General features: G+C 51.8%; 23 protein-coding genes. 5 read left to right on the top strand and 18 right to left on the bottom strand.

What is annotated here, in order from left to right; translation table 11 throughout:
* Positions 1-3: 3 nt before the first annotated feature.
* The 3 genes from IPG22_10070 to IPG22_10060 form a co-directional block, all read right to left on the bottom strand.
* Positions 4-555 (bottom strand): histidine phosphatase family protein, encoded by a 552-nt coding sequence (locus tag IPG22_10070; protein MBK6588625.1) that lies wholly within the window; start codon positions 553-555, stop codon positions 4-6.
* A gap of 169 nt (positions 556-724) precedes the next feature.
* Positions 725-1,174 carry a hypothetical protein gene (locus IPG22_10065; protein ID MBK6588624.1) on the bottom strand — a complete coding sequence of 150 codons (450 nt, stop codon included), beginning with the start codon at positions 1,172-1,174 and terminating at the stop codon, positions 725-727.
* A 68-nt stretch (positions 1,175-1,242) separates the two neighbouring features.
* Positions 1,243-2,667 carry an FAD-binding protein gene (locus IPG22_10060; GenBank protein ID MBK6588623.1) on the bottom strand — a complete coding sequence of 475 codons (1,425 nt, stop codon included), beginning with the start codon at positions 2,665-2,667 and terminating at the stop codon, positions 1,243-1,245.
* A 135-nt stretch (positions 2,668-2,802) separates the two neighbouring features.
* On the opposite strand from IPG22_10060, the gene IPG22_10055 reads away from it, so the two are divergent.
* The 3 genes from IPG22_10055 to IPG22_10045 all read left to right on the top strand — a co-directional run bounded on the left by IPG22_10055 (position 2,803) and on the right by IPG22_10045 (position 6,592).
* Entirely contained in the window at positions 2,803-4,212 is a 1,410-nt protein-coding gene (locus tag IPG22_10055; GenBank protein ID MBK6588622.1) for a dicarboxylate/amino acid:cation symporter, read from the top strand.
* 145 nt (positions 4,213-4,357) lie between these two features.
* Positions 4,358-5,875, top strand: a complete 1,518-nt coding sequence (locus IPG22_10050; GenBank protein MBK6588621.1) for a cation:dicarboxylase symporter family transporter — start codon at positions 4,358-4,360, stop codon at positions 5,873-5,875.
* A gap of 9 nt (positions 5,876-5,884) precedes the next feature.
* Complete coding sequence (locus tag IPG22_10045) at positions 5,885-6,592, top strand: rhomboid family intramembrane serine protease (protein ID MBK6588620.1); 708 nt, start codon at positions 5,885-5,887, stop codon at positions 6,590-6,592.
* Positions 6,593-6,649: 57 nt separating this feature from the next.
* Here IPG22_10045 and IPG22_10040 read toward each other — a convergent pair whose 3' ends face one another.
* Positions 6,650-8,674: a DUF1800 domain-containing protein gene (locus IPG22_10040; protein MBK6588619.1), complete on the bottom strand. Its 2,025-nt coding sequence runs from the start codon at positions 8,672-8,674 to the stop codon at positions 6,650-6,652.
* A gap of 209 nt (positions 8,675-8,883) precedes the next feature.
* Here IPG22_10040 and IPG22_10035 point away from each other — a divergent pair, with 209 nt between their 5' ends.
* Positions 8,884-9,405: a hypothetical protein gene (locus tag IPG22_10035; GenBank protein MBK6588618.1), complete on the top strand. Its 522-nt coding sequence runs from the start codon at positions 8,884-8,886 to the stop codon at positions 9,403-9,405.
* Here IPG22_10035 and larA read toward each other — a convergent pair.
* The 7 genes from larA to IPG22_10000 all read right to left on the bottom strand — a co-directional run bounded on the left by larA (position 9,392) and on the right by IPG22_10000 (position 15,656).
* The gene (gene larA / locus IPG22_10030; protein ID MBK6588617.1) at positions 9,392-10,708 is read right to left on the bottom strand and encodes a nickel-dependent lactate racemase; all 1,317 of its coding nucleotides are present in this window, start codon (positions 10,706-10,708) and stop codon (positions 9,392-9,394) included. The two genes, IPG22_10035 and larA, sit on opposite strands and share 14 nt — an antisense overlap.
* Complete coding sequence (locus IPG22_10025; protein MBK6588616.1) at positions 10,665-11,600, bottom strand: cation transporter; 936 nt, start codon at positions 11,598-11,600, stop codon at positions 10,665-10,667. Before IPG22_10025 ends, larA begins: the two co-directional genes overlap by 44 nt.
* 5 nt (positions 11,601-11,605) lie before the next feature.
* Entirely contained in the window at positions 11,606-12,844 is a 1,239-nt protein-coding gene (locus IPG22_10020) for a carboxypeptidase regulatory-like domain-containing protein (GenBank protein ID MBK6588615.1), read from the bottom strand.
* A gap of 9 nt (positions 12,845-12,853) precedes the next feature.
* Entirely contained in the window at positions 12,854-13,939 is a 1,086-nt protein-coding gene (locus IPG22_10015; GenBank protein MBK6588614.1) for a TerC family protein, read from the bottom strand.
* A gap of 12 nt (positions 13,940-13,951) precedes the next feature.
* Positions 13,952-14,437, bottom strand: coding sequence for a GAF domain-containing protein (locus IPG22_10010; protein ID MBK6588613.1), 486 nt, complete (start codon positions 14,435-14,437; stop codon positions 13,952-13,954).
* 131 nt (positions 14,438-14,568) lie between these two features.
* A complete protein-coding gene (locus tag IPG22_10005) occupies positions 14,569-14,994 on the bottom strand; it encodes a hypothetical protein (GenBank protein ID MBK6588612.1) in 426 nt (141 codons plus the stop codon).
* Positions 14,991-15,656, bottom strand: coding sequence for a hypothetical protein (locus tag IPG22_10000; GenBank protein MBK6588611.1), 666 nt, complete (start codon positions 15,654-15,656; stop codon positions 14,991-14,993). The genes IPG22_10005 and IPG22_10000 overlap by 4 nt, the downstream gene beginning before the upstream one ends.
* A gap of 210 nt (positions 15,657-15,866) precedes the next feature.
* Here IPG22_10000 and crcB point away from each other — a divergent pair, with 210 nt between their 5' ends.
* On the top strand, positions 15,867-16,253 hold the full coding sequence (crcB, locus tag IPG22_09995; GenBank protein ID MBK6588610.1) for a fluoride efflux transporter CrcB: 387 nt from the start codon (positions 15,867-15,869) through the stop codon (positions 16,251-16,253).
* On the opposite strand, the gene IPG22_09990 is transcribed toward crcB, so the two are convergent.
* From IPG22_09990 to IPG22_09960, 7 genes are all read right to left on the bottom strand, one after another.
* Positions 16,233-17,369 (bottom strand): 5-(carboxyamino)imidazole ribonucleotide synthase, encoded by a 1,137-nt coding sequence (locus tag IPG22_09990; protein ID MBK6588609.1) that lies wholly within the window; start codon positions 17,367-17,369, stop codon positions 16,233-16,235. The two genes, crcB and IPG22_09990, sit on opposite strands and share 21 nt — an antisense overlap.
* A 103-nt stretch (positions 17,370-17,472) precedes the next feature.
* The gene (locus tag IPG22_09985) at positions 17,473-17,706 is read right to left on the bottom strand and encodes a hypothetical protein (protein MBK6588608.1); all 234 of its coding nucleotides are present in this window, start codon (positions 17,704-17,706) and stop codon (positions 17,473-17,475) included.
* 221 nt (positions 17,707-17,927) lie between these two features.
* On the bottom strand, positions 17,928-18,647 hold the full coding sequence (locus tag IPG22_09980) for a DNA alkylation repair protein (GenBank protein MBK6588607.1): 720 nt from the start codon (positions 18,645-18,647) through the stop codon (positions 17,928-17,930).
* Positions 18,648-19,523 (bottom strand): beta-lactamase family protein, encoded by an 876-nt coding sequence (locus tag IPG22_09975; protein MBK6588606.1) that lies wholly within the window; start codon positions 19,521-19,523, stop codon positions 18,648-18,650.
* Between the two features lie 222 nt (positions 19,524-19,745).
* Complete coding sequence (gene purE, locus IPG22_09970; GenBank protein ID MBK6588605.1) at positions 19,746-20,216, bottom strand: 5-(carboxyamino)imidazole ribonucleotide mutase; 471 nt, start codon at positions 20,214-20,216, stop codon at positions 19,746-19,748.
* Positions 20,217-20,272: 56 nt separating this feature from the next.
* On the bottom strand, positions 20,273-20,914 hold the full coding sequence (locus IPG22_09965) for a TlpA family protein disulfide reductase (GenBank protein ID MBK6588604.1): 642 nt from the start codon (positions 20,912-20,914) through the stop codon (positions 20,273-20,275).
* 15 nt (positions 20,915-20,929) lie between these two features.
* Positions 20,930-21,367, bottom strand: a complete 438-nt coding sequence (locus tag IPG22_09960; protein MBK6588603.1) for a DUF1801 domain-containing protein — start codon at positions 21,365-21,367, stop codon at positions 20,930-20,932.
* Position 21,368 lies beyond the last annotated feature (1 nt).

Below are 21,368 nucleotides of genomic sequence, written 5' to 3'. Positions count from 1 at the left end.
AGTTTAGTACGGGAACATCTCAACCTTTGTGACGACGCCTTTTTTCATGCGGATCACCCAAAACACGCCGTATTCAGTATCGAGCAGATTTCGGAATAGCTCCTTTTTCGCCAAAAGATTAGCGAGCGCCGGGATCGTATTGCTATGGCCGACGATGAGGTAATGATCGGTCTTGGTCGGCATTATCTTGGCGACGAGATCAGCCTGTTTTGTTGGATCATAGGTCTGGATCTCTTTATTTCGCTTTTTCGCGATCGGTTCCACAGTTTGTTTCGTCCGCTTATAGTCGGTAGCGAATATTTCGTGTGGTTTATATTTCTTCAGAACCTTTGCGAGCCGCTCAGCCCGCTGTCGGCCCTCAGGCGACAGATCCGGATCGCCCTTATCGGTATCGACCGGCGGCATTTTCTCAGCATGACGGACGAGGACGATGGTTTTGTTTGTTTGAGCTGAAGCGTCAGCCAAGGCAAAAAACAGAAGCGCGGCGATCAACAAAAGCCAGGTTCTCATATAAGGAACTATCTCTCTTCCCAACAAATAGTTAAGTCCGATCATTTAAATTGGGTTATTTCCAGGGACTTGAATGCCCAGTCACGATCCGAGTTGATCAACAGCGAATTATATCCAGCATTCTTAACATTCAGAAGAAAAAAGACATGATTTTCTGCTTTATCTATTACTTGTTCGTCAACTGGTAAAGGGCCTTCGGCGGTTACATCCGACCCTAAAAAAACTTGCTTTTGCCCGCTAACCCGATCTCGATCGATACATCAAGGATGTAGATCCCAGGTTTTGCCACATAGTAGGACAAAAACACGCCGTCAAGCGATTTTCCGGCGGTTCGACCCCGCAGATAAACCGTATCCGCCCACGGAATTACACCATTGGCGTTACTAAAACTGATCTCGGCGCCCGCTAAATTCTGTTCCCCCGAGTTCTTTATCAAGGATATGAATTGAGCCGGGGCAAGCGTTCCGCTATTGACCTGCTCGGGAGGTACGCTGGGTAATTTTGTTTTTACCAGCGTCTTTATACGACTTAGTCTATCAGTTGCCGTGATCGGTTTTATAACCACTGGCTTATAGTCTTTTGGCTTCCTAAGTACGGTTTGCCCGATCGCAGAAATTGAAAAAACCGAAAAGACCGCAAGCGTCGCTGCTAGCGAGATTCTCATATCTTTAGCTCCTAATTTTCACGTGATATTAGCCTATGTACCGGACGGAGGCAAGTACGGTGTTGGCTCTAAACGAACATCTTCCCCGGATTCAATATCCCGTTAGGGTCGAACACTTTTTTGATGCCTTTCATGACCTCGAGTGTCGGTTTGTCGATGGCGTAGTGCATGTATTGGGATTTTACGTAGCCGATGCCGTGTTCGCCGCTGATGGTACCGCCGAGTTCGACTGAGAGTTGAAATGTTTCGGACACACATTTACGGGCTCGCTCTATCGAGTCTGGGTCGTCGCGGTCGCACATGAAATTAACGTGGATGTTGCCGTCGCCCGCGTGGCCGAAGTTGGCAACGAAAGTGCCGTGCTTTTTCCCGATCTGCTCGACCGCGGCGACGAGCTCCGGCACGCGCGAACGTGGAACCACGACATCTTCGTTTATTTTCAACGTACCGTATTTCATCAATGATGGTGAGATAGCACGCCGAACGTCCCAAAGTTTGTCTTCTTCCTCTTTGGATTTGGCACGCAGAATATCGAATCCGCCGTTTTCGGCGATGATGCGTTCGATGGTGAGCGCATTTTTCTCGACTTCCTCGCGGGAACCATCAACCGCGACGAGCAAGATCGCCTCAGCCTCCTTCGATAGCCCAAATGCAAAATTCTCCTCAACAGCCGCCACGCAAAACTTGTCGATGACCTCCATTGCCATCGGAAGCAAGCCTTCCGGCGTGAATTTGGTCAGGACTTTGCAAGCGGACTCCATCGAGCGAAAATTTGCCCGCACGGTCGAGGTCGCTTCGGGCATCGGGAGCAGTTTCAGCGTGGCCTCGGTGATGATGCCGAGCATCCCCTCGCTGCCGCACATCAGGCCGGTCAGATCGAATCCGACAACGTTCTTAACCGTCTTGCCGCCGGTTCTGATGATCTCGCCCGTCGCTGTGACGACCTCCATGCCCAGAACGTGATGTTTCGTCACGCCGTATTTCGGCGTTCGCATTCCGCCCGCGTTTTCCGCAATATTTCCGCCAATAAACGAGTCCTTGTACGATGCAGGATCGGGAGCGAACATCAATCCCTGCTTTTCAACCGCTTGCTGTAATTCAAACGTCGTAATTCCCGGCTGGCAGATCGCGTAGAGATCGTCGGCATTGATCTCGATGATCCTATTCATCCGGTCGGTCCCGATCACGATCCCGCCATCAACCGGGACGGCTCCGCCTGTGTAACCGACCCCGCCGCCGCGGGCAGTTACGGGAAACAAAAATTCGTTGGCGAGTTTCAATATCTCGACCATCTGGGCTGTCGATCCCGGGAAAACAACCGCCTCCGGCGGAAACTTCTCCTTAACAGCATCAGCTCCGTAGGGCTCTACCTTTTCGGGATCGACGATCACATTTTCTGCGCCAACGATCGCTCGCAGCTTCTCTAAAACGTTCGGGTTTGAGGCGGCGGTCGTTTGCCGGCCGTGTGATTTGAAATGGATCGATTCGAACATATTCCTGACCCTGCCTAGCTTTTATGATACCCAATCGATCACTTATCTGCTAAATTAGGCTGTATCGACACAATCTCTCCCAAGCAGGTTTTAAGCACACAAATTCTAAAGGATGGTAAACGAGGCGTCTTTTTTATGTCTGAGACTGAGAAGCAAGAACTAAGATACGATGAGTACGAATTGGCTGAGACCACCGATCTCGACGATCATACGCCTGACCCGCCTTCGGGACTGCCGCTTCACTTCAAGATATTAATCGGCCTAGCGGTTGGCGTTTTGGGCGGCCTCGCCATCAACTGGTCTCTGGGCGGGTCCAATCCATGGATCAGTTGGATCGTCGACAATTTTACGCGACCGATCGGCCAGCTTTTTCTGAATCTTCTGTTGATGATCGTGGTCCCACTCGTCTTTTCATCGCTCGTCGTAGGCGTCGCAGGCATAGGCGACATTCGAAAGCTAGGCCGCATCGGCCTGAAATCTTTCGGGTACACCATCATCATATCTGCGATCTCCGTCATTATTGGATTAACGCTTGCAAACACGATCAGGCCCGGCGAACGCATCAGTCCCGATACTGCTGCAAAACTCGAGGCCGAGTTCAGCACGGCTGGCGCAGCGGCGACTGACGCCCAAAAGAAAGCCTCCGAAGCTTCAAAGGCAGACAGTGTTTTGATGCAGGCTGTAAAGACCATCGTTCCAAGCAATATCTTCAATTCGATTTCCAGTGCGAGCCCTAATATGCTCCACATAATGTTCTTCGCCCTGATCGTGGGCGTCGCCGTCACTTTACTTCCCGACAACGTCTCCAAACCATTCATCGAGATAAATCAGTCACTATTTGCCGTAACGGCAAAAATAATCGATATCGTGATGAAGTTTGCTCCCTACGCCGTTGCGTGCCTGTTATTCAATAACATCGCTCAGTTTGGGCTCGAACTTCTTTTTTCGCTTGGGTGGTTTGTTGTCACCGTGCTTCTCGGCCTTAGCATTCACTTTTTCGGCGTATTCTCGCTCTCCGTTTGGTTGTTGTCGAAGATAAGCCCGATCGAGTTTCTAAAACGTATACAAACCGTCATATTAACAGCCTTCTCAACTTCTTCATCGAACGCGACTCTTCCAACGGCTCTTCGCGTTACTCATGAAAATTTGGGTGTTCCTAAGGATATCAACAGCTTTGTTCTTACCGTTGGGGCGACGGCAAACCAGAACGGTACAGCGCTGTACGAAGGTGTGACTGTGCTGTTCCTCGCTCAGCTTGCGGGCGTTGAGCTGACGCTGTCAGTCCAATTGATGGTCGTCTACCTCGCAATTCTTGGCGGCATCGGTACTGCGGGTGTGCCGAGCGGATCAATTCCGTTCATTATCGGAATTCTGTTTATGATCGGCATCGATCCGGCGCTGATCGCGGTTATTCTCGGCGTGGACAGACTGCTCGATATGTGCCGAACGACCCTGAATGTTGTCGGTGACATCACTGCCGCTACCTTCGTTGCTCGAAGCGAAGGTTTCGAATTGCTGGCGAGTTCGGAACAGCATACGGCCTAAGCTCTCGACCCAACCCCCGAGAGCTTAGGCCGCCGAGTTCAGTACCAAATTCTTTTGATTTCTGCTAGACTCTGTCAAACCAGACCCATTCGAAATTAGAGGCTTGCTCAAGCCGCTTTCTGCCTGTTTGGAGTAAACACAAATTATGAAACTGCCAAAGATCTCTTTGACATGGAAGATCATGATCGGTCTCGTGCTGGGAATTTTCCTCGGCTGGCTGATCCGCGAGATCGATATCAAATCCGGCGACCATCATGTTTTCGGAATGGAGACGCAGACGCTGCTGTCGTTCATTCGATCACTGTCGACGCTTTTTTTGAATCTCATTAAATCGATCATCGCACCGTTGATCTTTGCGACGCTGGTTGTCGGCATTTCCGGTACGGGCGATATTAAGCAGGTAGGCAGGATCGGTGTAAAATCGCTCATCTACTTCGAAGTCGTTACGACACTAGCTCTCGTCATTGGACTCGCGGCGGTGAATATTACGCGACCAGGTGACGGTGTTTCGCTTGCGGGGATCGCGAAGGGCGAAGATAAAGCAGTCTTAGCACAGAAAGCCCAAACATATTCCAAGGAATCGACGGAGGCAGCAACAAAAGCAGCGGAGCTTCGCGCCCAGGCCGCGACCAATCCGAATGCTCTGGCTGAAGCAGAAGTTCAGACGTCGATCGCTGCTCAAAAAGCGGCGGACGCGGTGGCAGCAACATCGAAAGGCCTGACCGCTCCGGAACCTCCGGCAAAACCGCAATCTTTCGGCGACATTATCGCTCATCTGTCCCCAACATCGATCATCAAGGCGATGGCCGAGGGTGATGTGCTGCAGATCGTAATATTCTCCGTAATTTTTGCGCTCGCAGTGACGGCGATAGGTAAAAAAGCTCAAGCCGTTGTGGATTGGTGCCAATCACTGGCGGATATCATGTTCAAATTTACTGAATTTGTAATGAAGTTCGCCCCAGTCGGTGTCGGTGCGGCCATGGCATATACCATCGCGCATAATGAACAAGGTTTAGGTGTATTAAAGAACCTAGGTGCGCTCGTTTTGACCCTTTACGGAGCTCTGATCGTCTTCGCGGGTGTAGTCCTCTTGCCCATTGCTCTGGCATTCAAAGTTCCGCTTAAGGATTTCTTCAACGCGGTCAAAACCCCAGCGTCGATAGCGTTTGCGACTACGTCAAGCGAATCCGCTTTGCCAAAAGCGATGGAGAATCTCGCTCGGCTAGGCGTTCCGCGTCGAATTGTCGGTTTCGTTTTGCCGACGGGCTACAGCTTTAATCTTGACGGAACAACGCTATACCTTGCTCTAGCTTCAATATTTGTCGCACAGGCAGCCGGAGTCGAATTGTCATGGACTCAGCAGATCATCATGCTCGCCACGCTGATGCTCACGTCTAAAGGCGTCGCGGGTGTCCCGCGTGCGTCGCTCGTCATCCTGCTGGGAACATTGGCCTCATTCGCTCTGCCGGTTGAGGGCGTTATCCTCATCCTCGGCGTCGACGAACTCATGGACATGGCCCGGACAGCCATCAACGTCGTCGGCAACTGCCTTGCCACCGTCGTCATCGCCAAATGGGAAGGTGCGTTCCGAAACGAGGAATGGGAACGTGAAGAAGCCGAACTCGAGGCGGTCACCGGCCTGGAACCGATAGTCGGAACGTAAAGGACCTATATGTTCCCGATCGGCGACGACAACTCTGACAGGCGTATTCAACCGATAGTGAACTATTCGTTCATCGGTATTAATATTCTTGTGTTCTTGCTGCTGCAGCAGCTCGGCGGAAATGATGCGTTTACCTACGCGTTCTCGCTCGTTCCCAGGGAGATCACCACGGGCGTCGATCTAACGGGTGTGCAGATAATCCGCGATTCGTTCGGAAACACGGCTCAGATACCGCAATACGCAACACCGCTGCCCGTGTATTTCAACTTTCTCAGCTCGATGTTCATGCATGGCGATATCATGCATATCTTCGGCAATATGCTGTTCCTCTTTGTTTTCGGGGACAACCTCGAAAACCTTCTCGGACACATCCGGTACGCGGTTTTTTATATCGTGGTCGGCGTTGCTGCCGCAATGGCTCAGATCTTGATGAACTCCGATTCGATCATCCCGATGCTCGGAGCATCAGGTGCGATCTCGGGTGTTCTGGGCGGATATTTACTGATGTTTCCAAACCGGCAGGTTAAGGCATTGATCTTCAATTTTCTCACGACCGTGCCAGCTTATGTCGCTCTCGGGATCTGGATCGTTTACCAGATCGTACTCGGTTATCTTTCACCATCAAGCGGCGGCGGGGTCGCTTATGCAGCTCACATCGGCGGATTTGTCGCCGGGTTCGCGTTGATCAAGGTTTTTGCCATCGGTCGTCCTACATAAAAACCGCCGACGGCCAGAAGGCTGGCTGCCGGCGGAAATTCTTCAGACAGAATAAATCTATTGCCGCTGAAATTCGGGAGTTCCTAGGACGAGGCTGACCGCCTTAAAAACATCCGGATTGCCTGTCGGATTCAGTAACCGAGCCTGGCGGTTTTGGCCGCCTTGCTGGCCAGGCGTTCTCATATTTGGAACCTCGACCTCGTCTGTGAGCTCTTTTCCTGCCTTCACGTCGGGAAGCGGCTGCTCGAGCTGCTTCAAAAGATTTGCCTTGGTCGCCGGTGAGATATCGCCATCCAGTATCTCAGCGATCGCTCGGTCGAGCGATTTTGCCTTATCTGTGGTTGAAAAGTCCTTTAGATCCACGCGGGTTCCGGGGATACGATTACTTGCGATCGCTACCGCAAAATTAAGCCGTTCGAGCAACGCACCCGTATTCACCCAGTCCTCCGCCGTATCCGGATAACCGGTCGGTGCCTGATATCCATACGGAACCTCACCAAGTTTGTTGAGCATTGCAAGAAACGCCGGGCTCGCATTCGTATTGCCACCGAGTGCACGGATCGAGCTGACGGCGAGTTCAAATGGCGATTTGATCTTCGCACGGTAAATTTCGGGTGCGAAAAATTCTTTATCGCCGAAAAGAGCTTTTAGCGTGGTCTTAATGTCGCCTTTCGACTTTTGAAAAGCCTCCGCGACGCGGCCGACCAGAGCGTCGCTCGGGTTATCACTGACGAATTTATTCGCGAGCTTGCGGGCGATGAATTTCGCCGTCTGCGGTCGCGAAACGAGAATGTCGATGACCTTAAGGCCGTCCTTAACGCCGCCTTCGTTTACTGTCTCGCCAAGAACCTTTTTCGGATTCGGATCGTGCCACCGAGGATTGAAATAGAATTCGCCGCTTTCGACATCGTCAGGAATGCCCGCTTGTTTTTGAAGCCGTGCGAGACGCTTTTCTTCGGTACCGTCGATCATGCTCGCTGCCGCACGGCGATAACCGCGCGGATCTGTGATAGTCCAACCGGTGAACGCTTTAGCAACCTCGATGATGTCAGCCTGCGTGTATCCACCATCGACACCGAGCGTGTGTAGCTCCATTAGCTCACGGGCGTAATTCTCGTTAATGCCGCGTTTTGGACGCTGCTGCTGCTGATTTTGCGCGGCTTTCATATCCCTCAGCCGCTGATCGATCTGTTCGTCGGTCACGCCGAATTGAGTCTTGATCCGCTCGCGTGCCTGCCTCGGCAGCTTGCCGTCGCGAAGCATCGACTGAAGAAATGCCGCCGCTGCCGGATTTACCGCTCGTGCGTTGGGCGATACGGATTCGAAATTATCTAAAAAGAACAGCATCGCCGGGTGCTGGGCGGTTCCGACAACGAGATCCTTGAAGTTACCAAGCGCGTTCTTTCTCAGGACGTCGCGTTCATAGCTCGGTATGTACCATCTAACCGCTGCTTTTCCGGAAAATACATTGAAATGGTTTTGCCAAAAATCGACCATCACTTCCTGCAGCTGTTTTTCCGAATAAACTGCACGTAACACGCGATTTGCGACTATCTGCGGAACCAATTGACCCGCAGGTTTGAGGTCGTATTTTGCGTAGATCTGCTGTATTTTGTCACGGCGTTCCTGCTGCTCTTCCTTTGTCATAGCATCAGGATCTTTAGGGGCTTCAGCCGGTGTAGCCGCAGTTTTTTGTGTCTGGGCGTTCGCCTGAGCCACTCGGCCGCCTTCTAATTGGCGAAGCAGAGCCCCCGGATTCGGATATTTTGCAAATACCTCAGCCGTTGACATATTAAAGACCTCGAGTCCTTTAACTTTAGCTTCGGCAACCGAATCGTCGATCGCACCGGGATTTAGCTGCTGGTCGATGTACCTTTGCAGCCCGATCGCTTTAACCTTCGCGACATCACCAGGACGAGCTCCGAAGCCGAGGCGGTTGAGGACGTGAATGATCTTCTGATCCTCGCTCAATGGCTTTGCAATGCTTTTGGCGTCAACCCTTAGCACCATCGCCGGAGCAAGCATTGCTGCTATCGAAGCGGCAGCAAAAACCTTTTTTAGCAGAGAAATGCGTTTATTCATGATGTATTACCCCGTGAATGATAAATGTGGAAAAAGTATTCCTGCCAACTTAGACGCCCTCACGGTTCAAAAGGACGAAGTAAATAGACAAGAGCGGTCCAAATTCTTGAAAACATACAACAATAGCCTAAGGCATCACATCCAAGTTTAGACTTTAGGCCGCTCTAGGCTAAAATGACCGTTAGGTCGCGTGAATAGTAGAGGAAAAGATGAAATCGAATAAGCTCTCGTTTGTTATGTTGTTGTGCCTGATCGCTCTAGCAGCCTTCTCGGCTGTGGCTCAGGACGACGTGTTTAACGATCCAACCGTTGACTACAGCTTTACCATTCCGGAGGCAAAGTGGAAGATGACGGTGAAGCCGTCCGCCACCAGCCCTAACGTTGAGTACGTTTACGGCGACCGTTTCGATGGACACCTTGAAGTCAGAAAACTCTCGATTCCCAAAGGTTCGATAATGGCGGACGTCGTCCAGGACGAAGAACAGAAGCTTCAGTTCCGGCCGGGATTTGTCTCGGGAAAAGAAGAGCTGATCTCCGGGAAACTGAAAGGCTCCGTTTACAATTTTGAATACGTTGCAGCCGGACGCAACATGAGCGGTAGGTTTTATTTCTTAAAGGCGAACGACACGACAATTTATATTCTGCGTTTTACGGGGCAGAAAGATTCACTTCGCGGGCTGCGAAATCAAACGGATTCGATCGCCAGGACCTTCAGCGTTAAGGCAGGCTAAGGTTACATTTGGCTCCGTTCTTAAAGATGTAGCCACTACTCACGCGTTTACAAAGTTCTGCAAACTGTGCGGCATCGATCTTTTCGAGCCGCATTTTTTGCGTCACGGCACTATCAAGTTCTGTCAGGATCTTAATATCGAACCTTTCAGCTTTGCTTAACAAGCTCCACGCGGTCTGCCCGCTAACCTGATACTTTGCGCAAAGGCGTTCGGCCAGTCCGCCTTCATTTTCCGCGTCGAACCATTTTAGAAAATCATCGCGGCCCAAACCATCCGTACACTCAGCAAGGAAAACGATCGTCCCTCCCTCGTTGCACGCATGCGATGCGGCCTCAAGCGCCTTGTGCGCCTGAATCATGTTAATGTCGTACGGAAAGCCGCCGCAGCTGACGACAACGAGATCACGTTTTTCAGGAATAGTGACGGTGTGTGCCGCCCCGTAGGAATGGCAGGCTGCTCGATGCGATACTTTCCAGTTACCGCAAAACAGATCGACGGCATCGCCTTTGTCATTTACCACCGTGGTAATCGCAAATGCCGGATCGATCTTCGCTACGACCTCCATGAATGATTCGTGAACCGCATTTCCATCAAGCAAACTCGTATCAACTCCATTGCGGCGCGATTTTGTCGAGCAATCGAATGCCAGCTTGTGCGTTTCCGATATCGTTCTTGCCGAGGCAAGACCCGGGCATACAAGCTTTCGCCCGCCCGTAAAACCTGCGAAATAATGGAACGAAACGCCGCCTATCAGGATCACGTGGTCGTGTTCAACGAGGGCTCGATTCAGCTCGATCGGGATACCGCCGGACGTTTCGCCGAGTTGGATAAGCTGCATCAGATCTCGCGGATCGTGATCGAGCGTTTTTATTCGCTGAAATATGAATGGCGTCAGGATTACGGCTTTTTCTTCGTCCGTTACCTTGCGGTGAATGCCGGTAGCAAAGATGATCCGGATGTCGTGCGGTGCGGTCCCGTTCGCGATCAGGCGGCGAACCACGAGGTTTATGATCTGTCCGCACGCCGTTTGCCGCGTGGCATCTGGAACGACGATCAGGACTGACTCGCCCGCGTTTACGACCTCTTCGAGAGCTGGCGAATCTATCGGCTGATCAAGTTTCTCACCGATCTCGATATCCGACAGCGCAGTTTGTTCGGAAGCTTCGCCGAGCACCTCGAACCGTTCGTCGTGATCAAAGGAGATAGTTCCGTGTCCGTATTTAAGGTCAATGATTGGCATCGTAGGGTCGATCTGGCCATTAATGCTGCTTGGCAGGCTCGAAACAACGTGAACCGGTTTCACAAACGTAGATCGCGTCGTCTTCGCGGCCGATGGTTTCCATCTGGATCGTCAGATGATCAATTCCAAATGAGGCGTGAAGACGGTCTCGAACCTTTACCAGCAAATCTGAATGAACGACGGTTTCGTCATGACTGATATGTGCGGACAGTGCTTCCATGCCCGACGATATGGTCCAGACATGGAGGTCGTGGACACCGGCGACACCGGTAGTTTCCAGAATAGTGTTTTCAACGGCGGCAAGGTCAATATGCTTTGGCGTTCCCTCGAGTAAAACGTTTACCGAATCCATGATGAGCCGCCACGAGCCAAAGATAATTATCAGGCTGATCGACACGCTGCAGAGCGGATCTGCCCATAACCAGCCGAAAGCTGCGATCAAAATACCTGCGACGATCGCCGTCACGGAGCCGAGCAGATCGCCCATCACATGGAGCCACGCTCCGCGCATATTCAGATCATGCTGATGACCGTGATGCAGGAGCTTTGCGGCGACGATGTTTACGATCAGGCCGCCGACCGCGATGACCGCGAGCCGCGTTCCGTTGATCACCGGCGGCGTTTGCCAACGTTCGTAGGCTTCGTAGATGACCCAGATCGAGAGCAGAACGAGCGCGATTCCATTTACAAAAGCGGCGAGGATCTCGAGGCGATAATAACCAAATGTCTTCTTAGCAGTCGCCGGCCGGCTTGCGAACCAGATCGCCGAGAGCGTCAGCGTCAGAGCCGCGACGTCAGTAAGCATGTGGCCTGCGTCGGCGATGAGCGCAAGCGAATTGGTCAGCCAACCACCGACCGCTTCGACGAGCATGTATAGAAACGTCAGCCCGAGCGCGAATTTCAGCCGCCCAGTACGGCTCAGGTTCGAATCGCTATGTTCATGACTGTGTCCCATCTAGATTAGTAGCGCCTGAGCACCGCACCGTTGCGAAGAGATATGATAAATCCGCTGCGGTTGCCGCGATCATCGGTTATCTCGACGGCCGACTCAACCGACGGGGAGGATATCTGCATTTTGAACGCCCCATCACTTCCCGAATTTGTCTCACGGCCCTGCGATTTTACCGTGACACCCGGCCGAGTCCGGCCGCTCAGAATGTAAACATTGCCGCCGACACGTTCTACGCTCCACTCAGATGCGTCGATAGTAATACTCTCTCCCGCGCGAACTACCATGAACTTCCACGGGTCATTCCAATTTGTCACCTGACCTGAGCGCCCCGTAGCTTTGACCCGCCAATAGTAGTTTCCGGGTGAAAGAGCCGCTAGCCGGAAATCACGGCCCGTCAGCCCGCTGCGGTCAACCATTATGGCGTCAGAAGCGAATGTCGGGGATCGCGAAACCTGCAGATGATAGCTGGCCGCCGGATTTCCCTCGGCATCCTGCCAGCTAAACCCAACATTTACGCCGCTGCCCGAATCAACTAGCTGCCCCGAGTTATCAGGCGAAAGTGGACGCGGAGCCTGCATCAACCGCTCTTTCTCCGACAGCTTTCCGCCTTTGACCGACGCAAATTCGTTCTCGCTAATTGTCGTTTTCTCGCCGCCGATGGTCGTTTCCACGCCGCCGCGACTGATGCGGATCTCGCCCTGATTGGTTTGCGAATCGGCATCGAATGTCGCATCAGTATTTGATAGAAGCTTGTTCTCTGAATCCGCGACCTCGACGATGTTATTCGTATCCTGCGCCTGTTCATCAGTGCGAACGTTCAGCTGTCCGTCGTCGAGCATGACGCGCACGTTGCGACCGCCGAGAAACGTTTTGTTGTCCTTGATCGTGATCGCACCGTTCGGCCTAAGCTGGTACCGCGAGCCGTCGATCATCTGAATGATCGCCCGGCCGTCTGACATCGTCTGGATTATATCGCCAGGTGAAGCGTAAGTTGCCTTGGTAACAAGGATCGTTTCGCGAGTCGCTGCGCGTGTAATTCGCACCTCTCCCTCGAATGAGAGAATGCGGGCGGAATCTTTAGGAATATCTTCTTTTTCGTCCGGTATGAACCAGTTGTGCTTCGACGCGTACCAAGTTCCGCCAGCCAGTGACGCAGCGATGACGATAACCGCGATAGTGCCCCAGATCGTGCTCTTGCGGATATTCCACCAGTCAACGTAAAATTTTCGGTACTGATTGTCCGGCATTTTCGTGGCTTAGATAAACTCTTCCTCGTCCGAAATTAATTCTTCTTCTGCATCCACTTCCTCCGCTGGAGCGGGAAAAACCATCGAGATCAGGATCGAAAGCAAGATCGCGCCGGCGACGACGCCGAGCGAGATATTGATGACCGCCTGCTCAAATTCGTGGTTATTGTAACGCCGCAGAAAATCGGCAAACGCCGAAGTGCTGCCCTCGCCCATTGCCATCATCAGCCCTGTTCCAAGCAGAGGCAGCAGCATTTTTGCACCGATAAATGTGAGCACGAATGCGAGGCCGTATTTCAGGTAATGAAACTTGCTGGCAAGATCGGCCAGCAGGAAAAAGAACGTCCTGAGACCGAGTATCGCGAAGATATTCGAAGTATAAACAATGAACCGATCGGTCGTGATCCCAAATATTGCAGGGATCGAATCGACCGCGAAAACCAGATCAGTAAACTCGATGACGATCAGAACGAGCAGTAAAAGCGTTCCGGTTTTGACGCCATCTTTGACGGTGAAGAATTTCTCTTCGTCGTAATGCTTGCTGATGCGGATGTATTTGGTCGCGAGCTTAACGATCGCACTCTCGTGCGGCTCGAAATTATCCTCGTCATTCCCGAACATCTTCAGGCCCGTGTAGACCAGGAACGCTCCGAAAATATAGATGATCCAGTGAAACCGCTCGACCAGCTCGGCTCCCGCAAAGATCATCACCATACGCATTACAAGCGCACCCATGATGCCCCAAAACAGCACGCGATGCTGAAATTTCTTGGGAACTTTAAAGAAAGTGAAGATGAGCAGGATGACGAAAAGATTATCGACCGAGAGCGAGAGTTCGATCAGGTAGCCCGTCAAAAAGAGTTTCCCTTGGGCAAGGGCGAGATTCCAGTCGCCCGTGTGATTGCCCACCTGAAAATAGACGAACACATTGAAGGTAAGGGCTAATGAGACCCAAATGATGCTCCAGACAATGGTTTCCTTACGCGTTGGCGCGTGAGATTTGCGGTTGACGATACCGATATCGACAAAAAGCGCCGTCAGCACCACACCAAAAAAGGTTATCCAAACCCAATAAGGGTGCTCAACAGGTGTCATAAAAAATAAGCGTTAAAGTGTTTTCTCGATCCTATCTATGATCCTTCTCAAACCTTCGGCATCGACCCTGGAAAAATCATTCAGCCTTTCGCTGTCAACATCCAGCACGCCAACCACCTCACCATTCGCCGCCCTGATCGGCAGAACGATCTCTGATCTTGACGCCGACGCACAGGCGATATGCCCAGGGAATTCATCTACATTCGGCACGATCACGGTTTCACCGGTCGAATAGGCGTGGCCGCAGACACCCTTGTCAAAATCTATCCGCGTACAAGCCAACGGCCCCTGGAAAGGTCCTAAAACAAGCTGGCCTTCCTTCTTCAAATAAAACCCGACCCAAAAGAACCCGAAAACTTCCTTCAGCACCGCCGCGACGTTCGCCAGATTGGCGATCAGGTCCGTCTCGCCCTCGATCAAAGCCGCGATCTGCGGCACGATCTCGTCATAACGGGTCGTCCGGTCAGCCCCAAGCGAAAATGCAACTGCTTCAGCCATAACCTTTAAGTTTACTTGGTGCAGCGATATCGGGCAAATGATTTGTTTTGGATGCAATTGCGGAGTCAAGCCAAAGAAAATAGCCGCTACTTTTCAGTTAGCGGCTATTTTGTTGAAATGTCTGCCAATATCTAGTTTGATCTGAAGCGTCTTACGGCCTCAAGAAAAACGCTTTGTTCCTGACGCGGCGGACCTGGTTGCGGCTCGAATGCGGAGCCAAGATGAATGACACCGCTTCCATCCGCGGGAAGCTCGAATATTCCCTGCGAACCACGCACGGTTGTCAGAGCGGACGCCTGGCCATCGGCCGGTTTTAAGAAAAGTACATAATTCTTGTTATTGACCATTTTCAACAGATAGGGCGTTAGACTCATCAGCAGGCCGCCACCCGCTTCTTTTGCAAGGCCGCCGGGCAATCTTACGGTTACGGTGTCCAGCCCGCAGGTAGCGACCCCTTGAGAATGAGCTATTTTAGGTTGCCGGAAGGAATCGTAAGCGAATGAAAAACTAAATCCAATCGCTCCAAGCATGATGAGGAAAAATACATATCTCCTCACGGCTTGTCCTCCTTTTTCGATGGCTCAAACGGAATCCATCGATTCTCCTGAACCGGGTCTCTTCGCATAAATTGACCGATCGCAAAGCCCGTACCATCAGCAAAGAAGATGAAACTTGCTTCGATCTGTATCTTATTTACATCGTCAATGTTCATTCTTTTAGAGATGAACCGAACCATATTTTCATATTGTTCCGCGAGCGAGATCTGAATCTTCTCCCCTTTTTGGATGCTGAGCGGTTTTACTGGCAGCTCTGCCGGATTTACCGGTCTGCCGGGGCGCTTTCCGAGGAGGAATACACAGTTCATCTGGTTGCCGGTCGCTTTGGTTTCCGGAAATCGGATTCTCATTTCTATTCCGACGATTTCCTGTTCTGAAATATTCTCGGCGTCAAATGCGACCTTCGCGATCCATCCACGATTTTCGCGGAAACTTTCGCCAAAAATTCTTCCGGAGGTTCCTACCTTCAGTTCGGAGAACTTTATTTGAGGATTGGTTAGCGGGGTGCCCAAGCTTATTTGTTTGTCAACTGTCTGAGCAAACACTTGAGAAGTTCGTGCATAGCTGCCTGCAATAAATCCTGAAGCCAGAACAAAACCTGACAGCAAAGCTAATTTTAGGGCAAAGCGGAAACTCATTACCCTGGGCTGAAAAACAGACACAAAGAACTTTCGCAAGTTCATGAAATCTCCTTAATGCTGCTGCAACAGCGGAATGGGTGATAGCCGTCGATCAGGACGATCGAACGACCGGGATGTTAGAGTTCAGGGGTAGAACTTAAAAAGGAGTATAGCCCCTTCTGCAAAATCGCGTCAATTTTTTTCTTTTTAGAACTCCTGAGACGGTAAACGCTTGTAATATATACTGTTCGAATGGAAGAACTCGGCAAGATCCTATCTATCGCCATCGGCGGAGCTTTCGGAGCGGTCGCTCGTTACCTGATCAACGTCTCGCCCCTAAATGCGGTTTTTGATAAATTCCCGCTGCCGACGTTCGTTATCAACATTACTGGTTCTTTTCTGATCGGATTCTTGATGATCCTGTTCGCGGACAAATATTCATCGAACGAGAACCTGAGGATGGCAATAATTGTTGGTTTTCTCGGTGCTTTTACGACTTTCTCGACCTTTGAAATGGAGATGTTCGGGCTCTTTAAGGAAAGGCAGTTGATCACCGCTTTTCTGTATCTCGCCCTTAGCGTGATCGTCGGATTTTTGGGCGTAGTCGCAGGTGTAAGTTTAGGACGCCGGGTTGTTTAGCCGCCGTTTTGCTTCGCGGACGAGATCGACCGCTTTTTTGGCAGTATCGGCGGTCGCGGTCAGATGTCCCATCTTGCGGCCGATACGCGGTTCGACCTTTCCGTAAAGATGCAATTTCACGTTGGGCAATTCTAACGCTGCGGCCCAGTTCGGCTCGCCGTTCGACCAAACATCGCCCAGCAAATTCGCCATCGCCGCCGGACGGTAAAACTCGGTCGAGCCCAACGGCAAACCGCAAACGGCCCGCAATTGCTGCTCAAACTGCGACGTCACACACGCGTCAAATGTCAGATGCCCCGAATTATGGGGCCTCGGCGCAAGTTCGTTAACGAGCAGCTTTTCGTCACGCGTCAAGAAAAACTCGACACACAACGTGCCGACATAATCCAGAGAATCCGCGATGCTGCGTGTGATCTCAACCGCGTCAGCAAAGACCTTCTCCGAAACAACCGCCGGTGCGAACGATACGTCGAGGATGTGATTAGCATGCTCGTTCTCGATGACGCGAAAATGGGCAAAATTACCCTTCCGATCACGGGCACAGACGACAGAAACCTCTTTTTCAAAATCGACGAAAGCCTCAAGCACAGCGTCGGCTCCGTTCAGCCCGGCGAAAGCGGCTTCTACATCGCCCGCCGCTTTGATCTTCGCCTGCCCTTTGCCGTCGTAGCCGAATCCGGCCGTTTTTAGCACGCATGGAAGCCCGAGTTCGCTGACCGCGGCCCGCAATTCGTCGATAGTCTTAATATGCCGAAACGGCGTGACGGGAAAACCGTTTGACGACAAAAACGTCTTTTCACGCAAACGGTTCTGCGTCGTGTGCAGTATCTCGCCCTTTGGAAAGACCTCGACAAACTCCGCCGCCGCATCGACTGTCGCTGCAGGGACATTCTCAAACTCAAACGTCACCACATCCACACTCTGTGCAAACGTCCGCACCTCGAACAGATTGTCGTAACCCGCGCAGGTCTCGATATCCGCCACTTGCCCGGTCGGCGTGTCGCTCTCAGGCGAAAAGGTATGCACGCGATAGCCCATCTTACGAGCCTCGATCGCAAACATACGCCCGAGCTGCCCGCTGCCGAAAACGCCTATCGTCGAACCCGGAAGGATCATATAAATCTCTGGAAAAACAAGAGATTAGCACAGAGTGTTGCGGAATATCGAAGTGGCGAAAGGAGTTATTTCTAAAACTGACGGATTCTGATTAGGGGATATTTTACCGCTTTCGCGACGCGATCTGCGTGTCTTGTTTCCGTTCTCTTTCTACCTTCCGATTGACCTGTTTGCTTCTATCGCTGGATGAGATGACTGAATGCAGTGCGGATTCAGGAAGCGGTAGCGATGCCGCTGGATTCGGAGCGGCAAGTTCTCTGGTCGAGTTACCATCGAACATAGAATAGATATATGGCGAACCGACGGCGATCACCGCCGCGATGGCCGTGACTGCCAAATTCCGCTGCCACCTCGTGAACCGCGAGTGAACACCTTTAGGGTTATCGTTTGCAGATTCCTGCGGGCCGAGCCAACGATTGCACCGCCGGCAGTGAGTGTTTTTGACAACATTCGCCGACGTACAATATCTGCAAGCTCTTATATCTCTGCGCATTTTGATAAAAACGAGAGTCGTCCAAGACGCTCTCGCTGTAACAAATGCACAATGATAAACAAGTTTTACTTTTTACTAATATTATTTTTCGTATCTTTGTTTCGGAGCCGTTCGAGCACTGCAGCACTCTCGAGTTCACGCAACGCGTCTGCGGCGATCCATTTGGCGGAGGTCGTGCCCTGCTGCCTAGTTCGCATCGCTGCCTGCACAGCGAGGCCATTTAGAGTCAAGCTGCGTTTGCCGATCTGTCGAAGCGCCCAATTGACAGCCTTTTTAACAAAATTTCGTGGATCTTCCGAGTGTAGCTCGATGAGCGGGAAAAACGCGGCAAGCTTGTCGTCCGGAGCCTTCTTATCATGAACCGCCAGGTAAGCCATCATCGAAAAACCTGCGCGTTTCTCAAATTCCGGCTCGCGAGCCGTCCACTCGACGGCTTTTTCGTAAGCATACGGCGTCCGGCAAAATAGATAACCGCAGGCACCGTCGACCGTTGCCCAATTGTCAAAATCGCAACACCACGCGTCCATCTGCTCCGGCGTGACGAGCTTAGGATCGTCGATCAAATACGCGACGGCACGCGCCTCGTATATCTCGCTCCGCCAAAGCTCCCCGGCGACCGCATGGCGGTCGGATACCAGCTTCTTGACCTCTTTGGCAAACGCTTTAACCTCAGGGGCCGATATCCCGAGCAGTTCCTTCGTTCTTATCGCATATCGCTCGTAAACGCCTGTCCGCGACGGATCGGCGAGTTCGCGAAGCTCGGAAATGATCTCTTCAGCGGTCATTTATTGAGCGGGACGAGCGGCCTCGGGAAAATCAATGTAAACGTCTGCGACAAGGTTCGCGATGATCCCGGGAATGGCCGAATCGAGATTTGCGAACACGATAACACTCAATTTGTCCTCGGGAAAGATCGCGAGATCTGATCTGAAACCAGCCAGACTGCCGCCATGACCGAGCCGTTTCTTACCGCGATAAGCACCGACCACAAACCCATATCCATACGGGGCCAACTGGCCGTCGTTCAGCTTATAAGCAGTCATCATCGACGCCAGAGTCTCTTTCTTCAACGGTCCGCCGTTCTCGAGGGCGAGATCGAATTTGATCATGTCTTTGAGATTCGAGTAAAAAGCACCGCTCGGACGCAGGGCTCGATATGATTCCGCATTCGACATTTTTGCCCCGTCAATGACGTAAGCTCCGGAACGATTCTGGATAATGTCAAAATTCGAGGTCGTTCGCGTCGCTGACATACCCAGCGGTTTGAAGATCAGTTCGCTAAGATAATCGGGCCACGCTTTGCCGCTCACGCGAGTGATGATCTCGGCGAGCGAGAAGTAACCTACGTTGCAATATTGATATTTCTCGCCCGGCGCAAAAACTAGCGGCACAGGAAAAGCTGTCTTGATCACGTCGTAATTCGGCTGGAGCTTCAGCGGATCAAAGCCCGGAGCCTCGCGGATGATGCCCGACGTGTGGCTCAGCAGATTGCGGATCTTGATCCCTTTCCACGTATCCGGAGCTTCTGGAAAATACTTCCCGACCGGATCGTCGAGCCCGATCTTGCCTTCCTCTACCAGTTTCATCACTCCGATGGCGATGATCGGTTTGCTGATCGAACCGATCTTGAACGCCGTCTCGCTCGTTACCGGAACGTTCAACTCGACATTCGCCAGGCCATAACCCTTTTCCCTTGATCACCTTGCCATTGCGTATCACCGCGACCGCCACGCCGGGAATCTTCTGCCGCTGCATCTCCGCCACGACGACCTTATCAACCTCATCGCTTTGAGCCGAAACCCCAAGAGCCAGCGTGTAAAATAAAAGAGCGAGCCCAAAACTCGCATAAATTCTGCTGAGATAAAGACGTTTGTATTTACTGATCATTTTTTCTCCTTATCCAGCTTAGAACGAAGAACGCTTTTGGTTTGTTCACTGCGAAATTTATGCAGTTTCTTTCGAAGATCGGGACGCGAATTCGCAAGTATCGAGATCGCCAAAAGCGCCGCGTTCTTGGCTCCCGCTTGCCCGATCGCTAGCGTTCCAACCGGAACGCCAGCCGGCATCTGAGCGATCGAAAGCAGCGAATCGAGCCCCTTCAACGCTCGGCTTTCAACCGGAACGCCGAGCACCGGCAAAACTGTCTGCGAAGCGCACATTCCCGGCAGATGAGCGGCGCCGCCGGCACCGGCGATGATGACCTCGATGCCGCGTTCTTCTGCCGTTTTTGCAAATTCGAATAGCAGATCAGGCGTGCGGTGCGCGGACACCACCTTGCTCTCGTGCGCCACGCCAAATTCGTCGAGCGTCTGCGAAGCGATCTCCATCGTCGGCCAGTCCGACTTGCTGCCCATTATTATCGACACCAGCGGTTGGGCGATCTTGGATTTTGGATTTTGGATCTTGGATTTCAATTTTTCGCTGACTCCTGTCTGATCACTGATTCAAACTTGTCCCACGCGGCGATCGTGCTTCGCCAGTAGACGATCTCGCCGTCCTTGTTGATAACGATATTTTTTGGATAAACGGCGACGCGAAAAGCCTTGATCAGGGCGTCTGCGTCCGTGGTCTGCGGATAATCGAATCGCTCTTTAGACAGATATTTCTTGACGTCGCCCGCCGGATCGGCCGTTATCGCGAGGAAAACCACATCCTCATGACCCGCGAATTTCGCCTTTAGTTCATTCAGTTTCGGCTGATGTGCCCGGCAAGATGCACAGCCGATAAACCAGAAATTGAGCACCACGACCTTGCCTTTCAATGCAGCCAGATCGACGCGGTTTCCGTCGAGCGTTTTGACCGAAAACGCAGGAGCCGCCATGCCTTCCTGCGGGACCTTTTGCAGTTGAAATTCTTTCGTGCCGTCTGCCAGCGTTTTTACGATCGTGGCATCGGGGTAGTTGAAATTCGCCATTCTGATATCCACGAATTCGTTATTCGACACCAAATTCCCATCCGAATCGCGAAAGATCTCCTTCGAGCCCTGCGAGAAAGACGACCCTGCAAGACACAGGACGACCGCGAATATCGATAGAAAGGAAAACTGACGCATATTCTTAATAATATCTCACTTTGCCTTTATCCTCGATATGGTCTTTCCTTTCAATTCACTCGGCTTGTCCATATCGCTGATCGCCAATTCGACCGCGGCCGACAGCAGATCTCTGACCGCGTCGTTTCGATAGTCTTCGCGTTTTGCGACCGGGATATGACGCATTAGATTTCCGGTTCCTTTCAAAAGCTTATGCGGATCTGGCAGCAGCGTGCCCTTATTCAGGCCGAGATTTACGTGATTCGTGTAGATCGGTAAAACGCAGAACGTGTCGGCCAGCCGGTCTGACAGCGAAAACCCCGCCGTCAATGCGTGCGTATGATAAAGCAGTTCATTGCTATCCGGATATATCTCCAAAACAAACTCCCGCAGATCAATAAACAGCTCGATCAGCTCTGGCTGCTTGAATTCCAGCAGGTAGAGAAAGTCCGGGTGTATCTGTCTGATATTCATT

The organism is Acidobacteriota bacterium, from assembly GCA_016703965.1.
GTDB lineage: Bacteria > Acidobacteriota > Blastocatellia > Pyrinomonadales > Pyrinomonadaceae > OLB17.
Note: the sequence above shows the minus strand (reverse complement) of the source record. Positions and strands in the feature narration are given on the sequence as shown.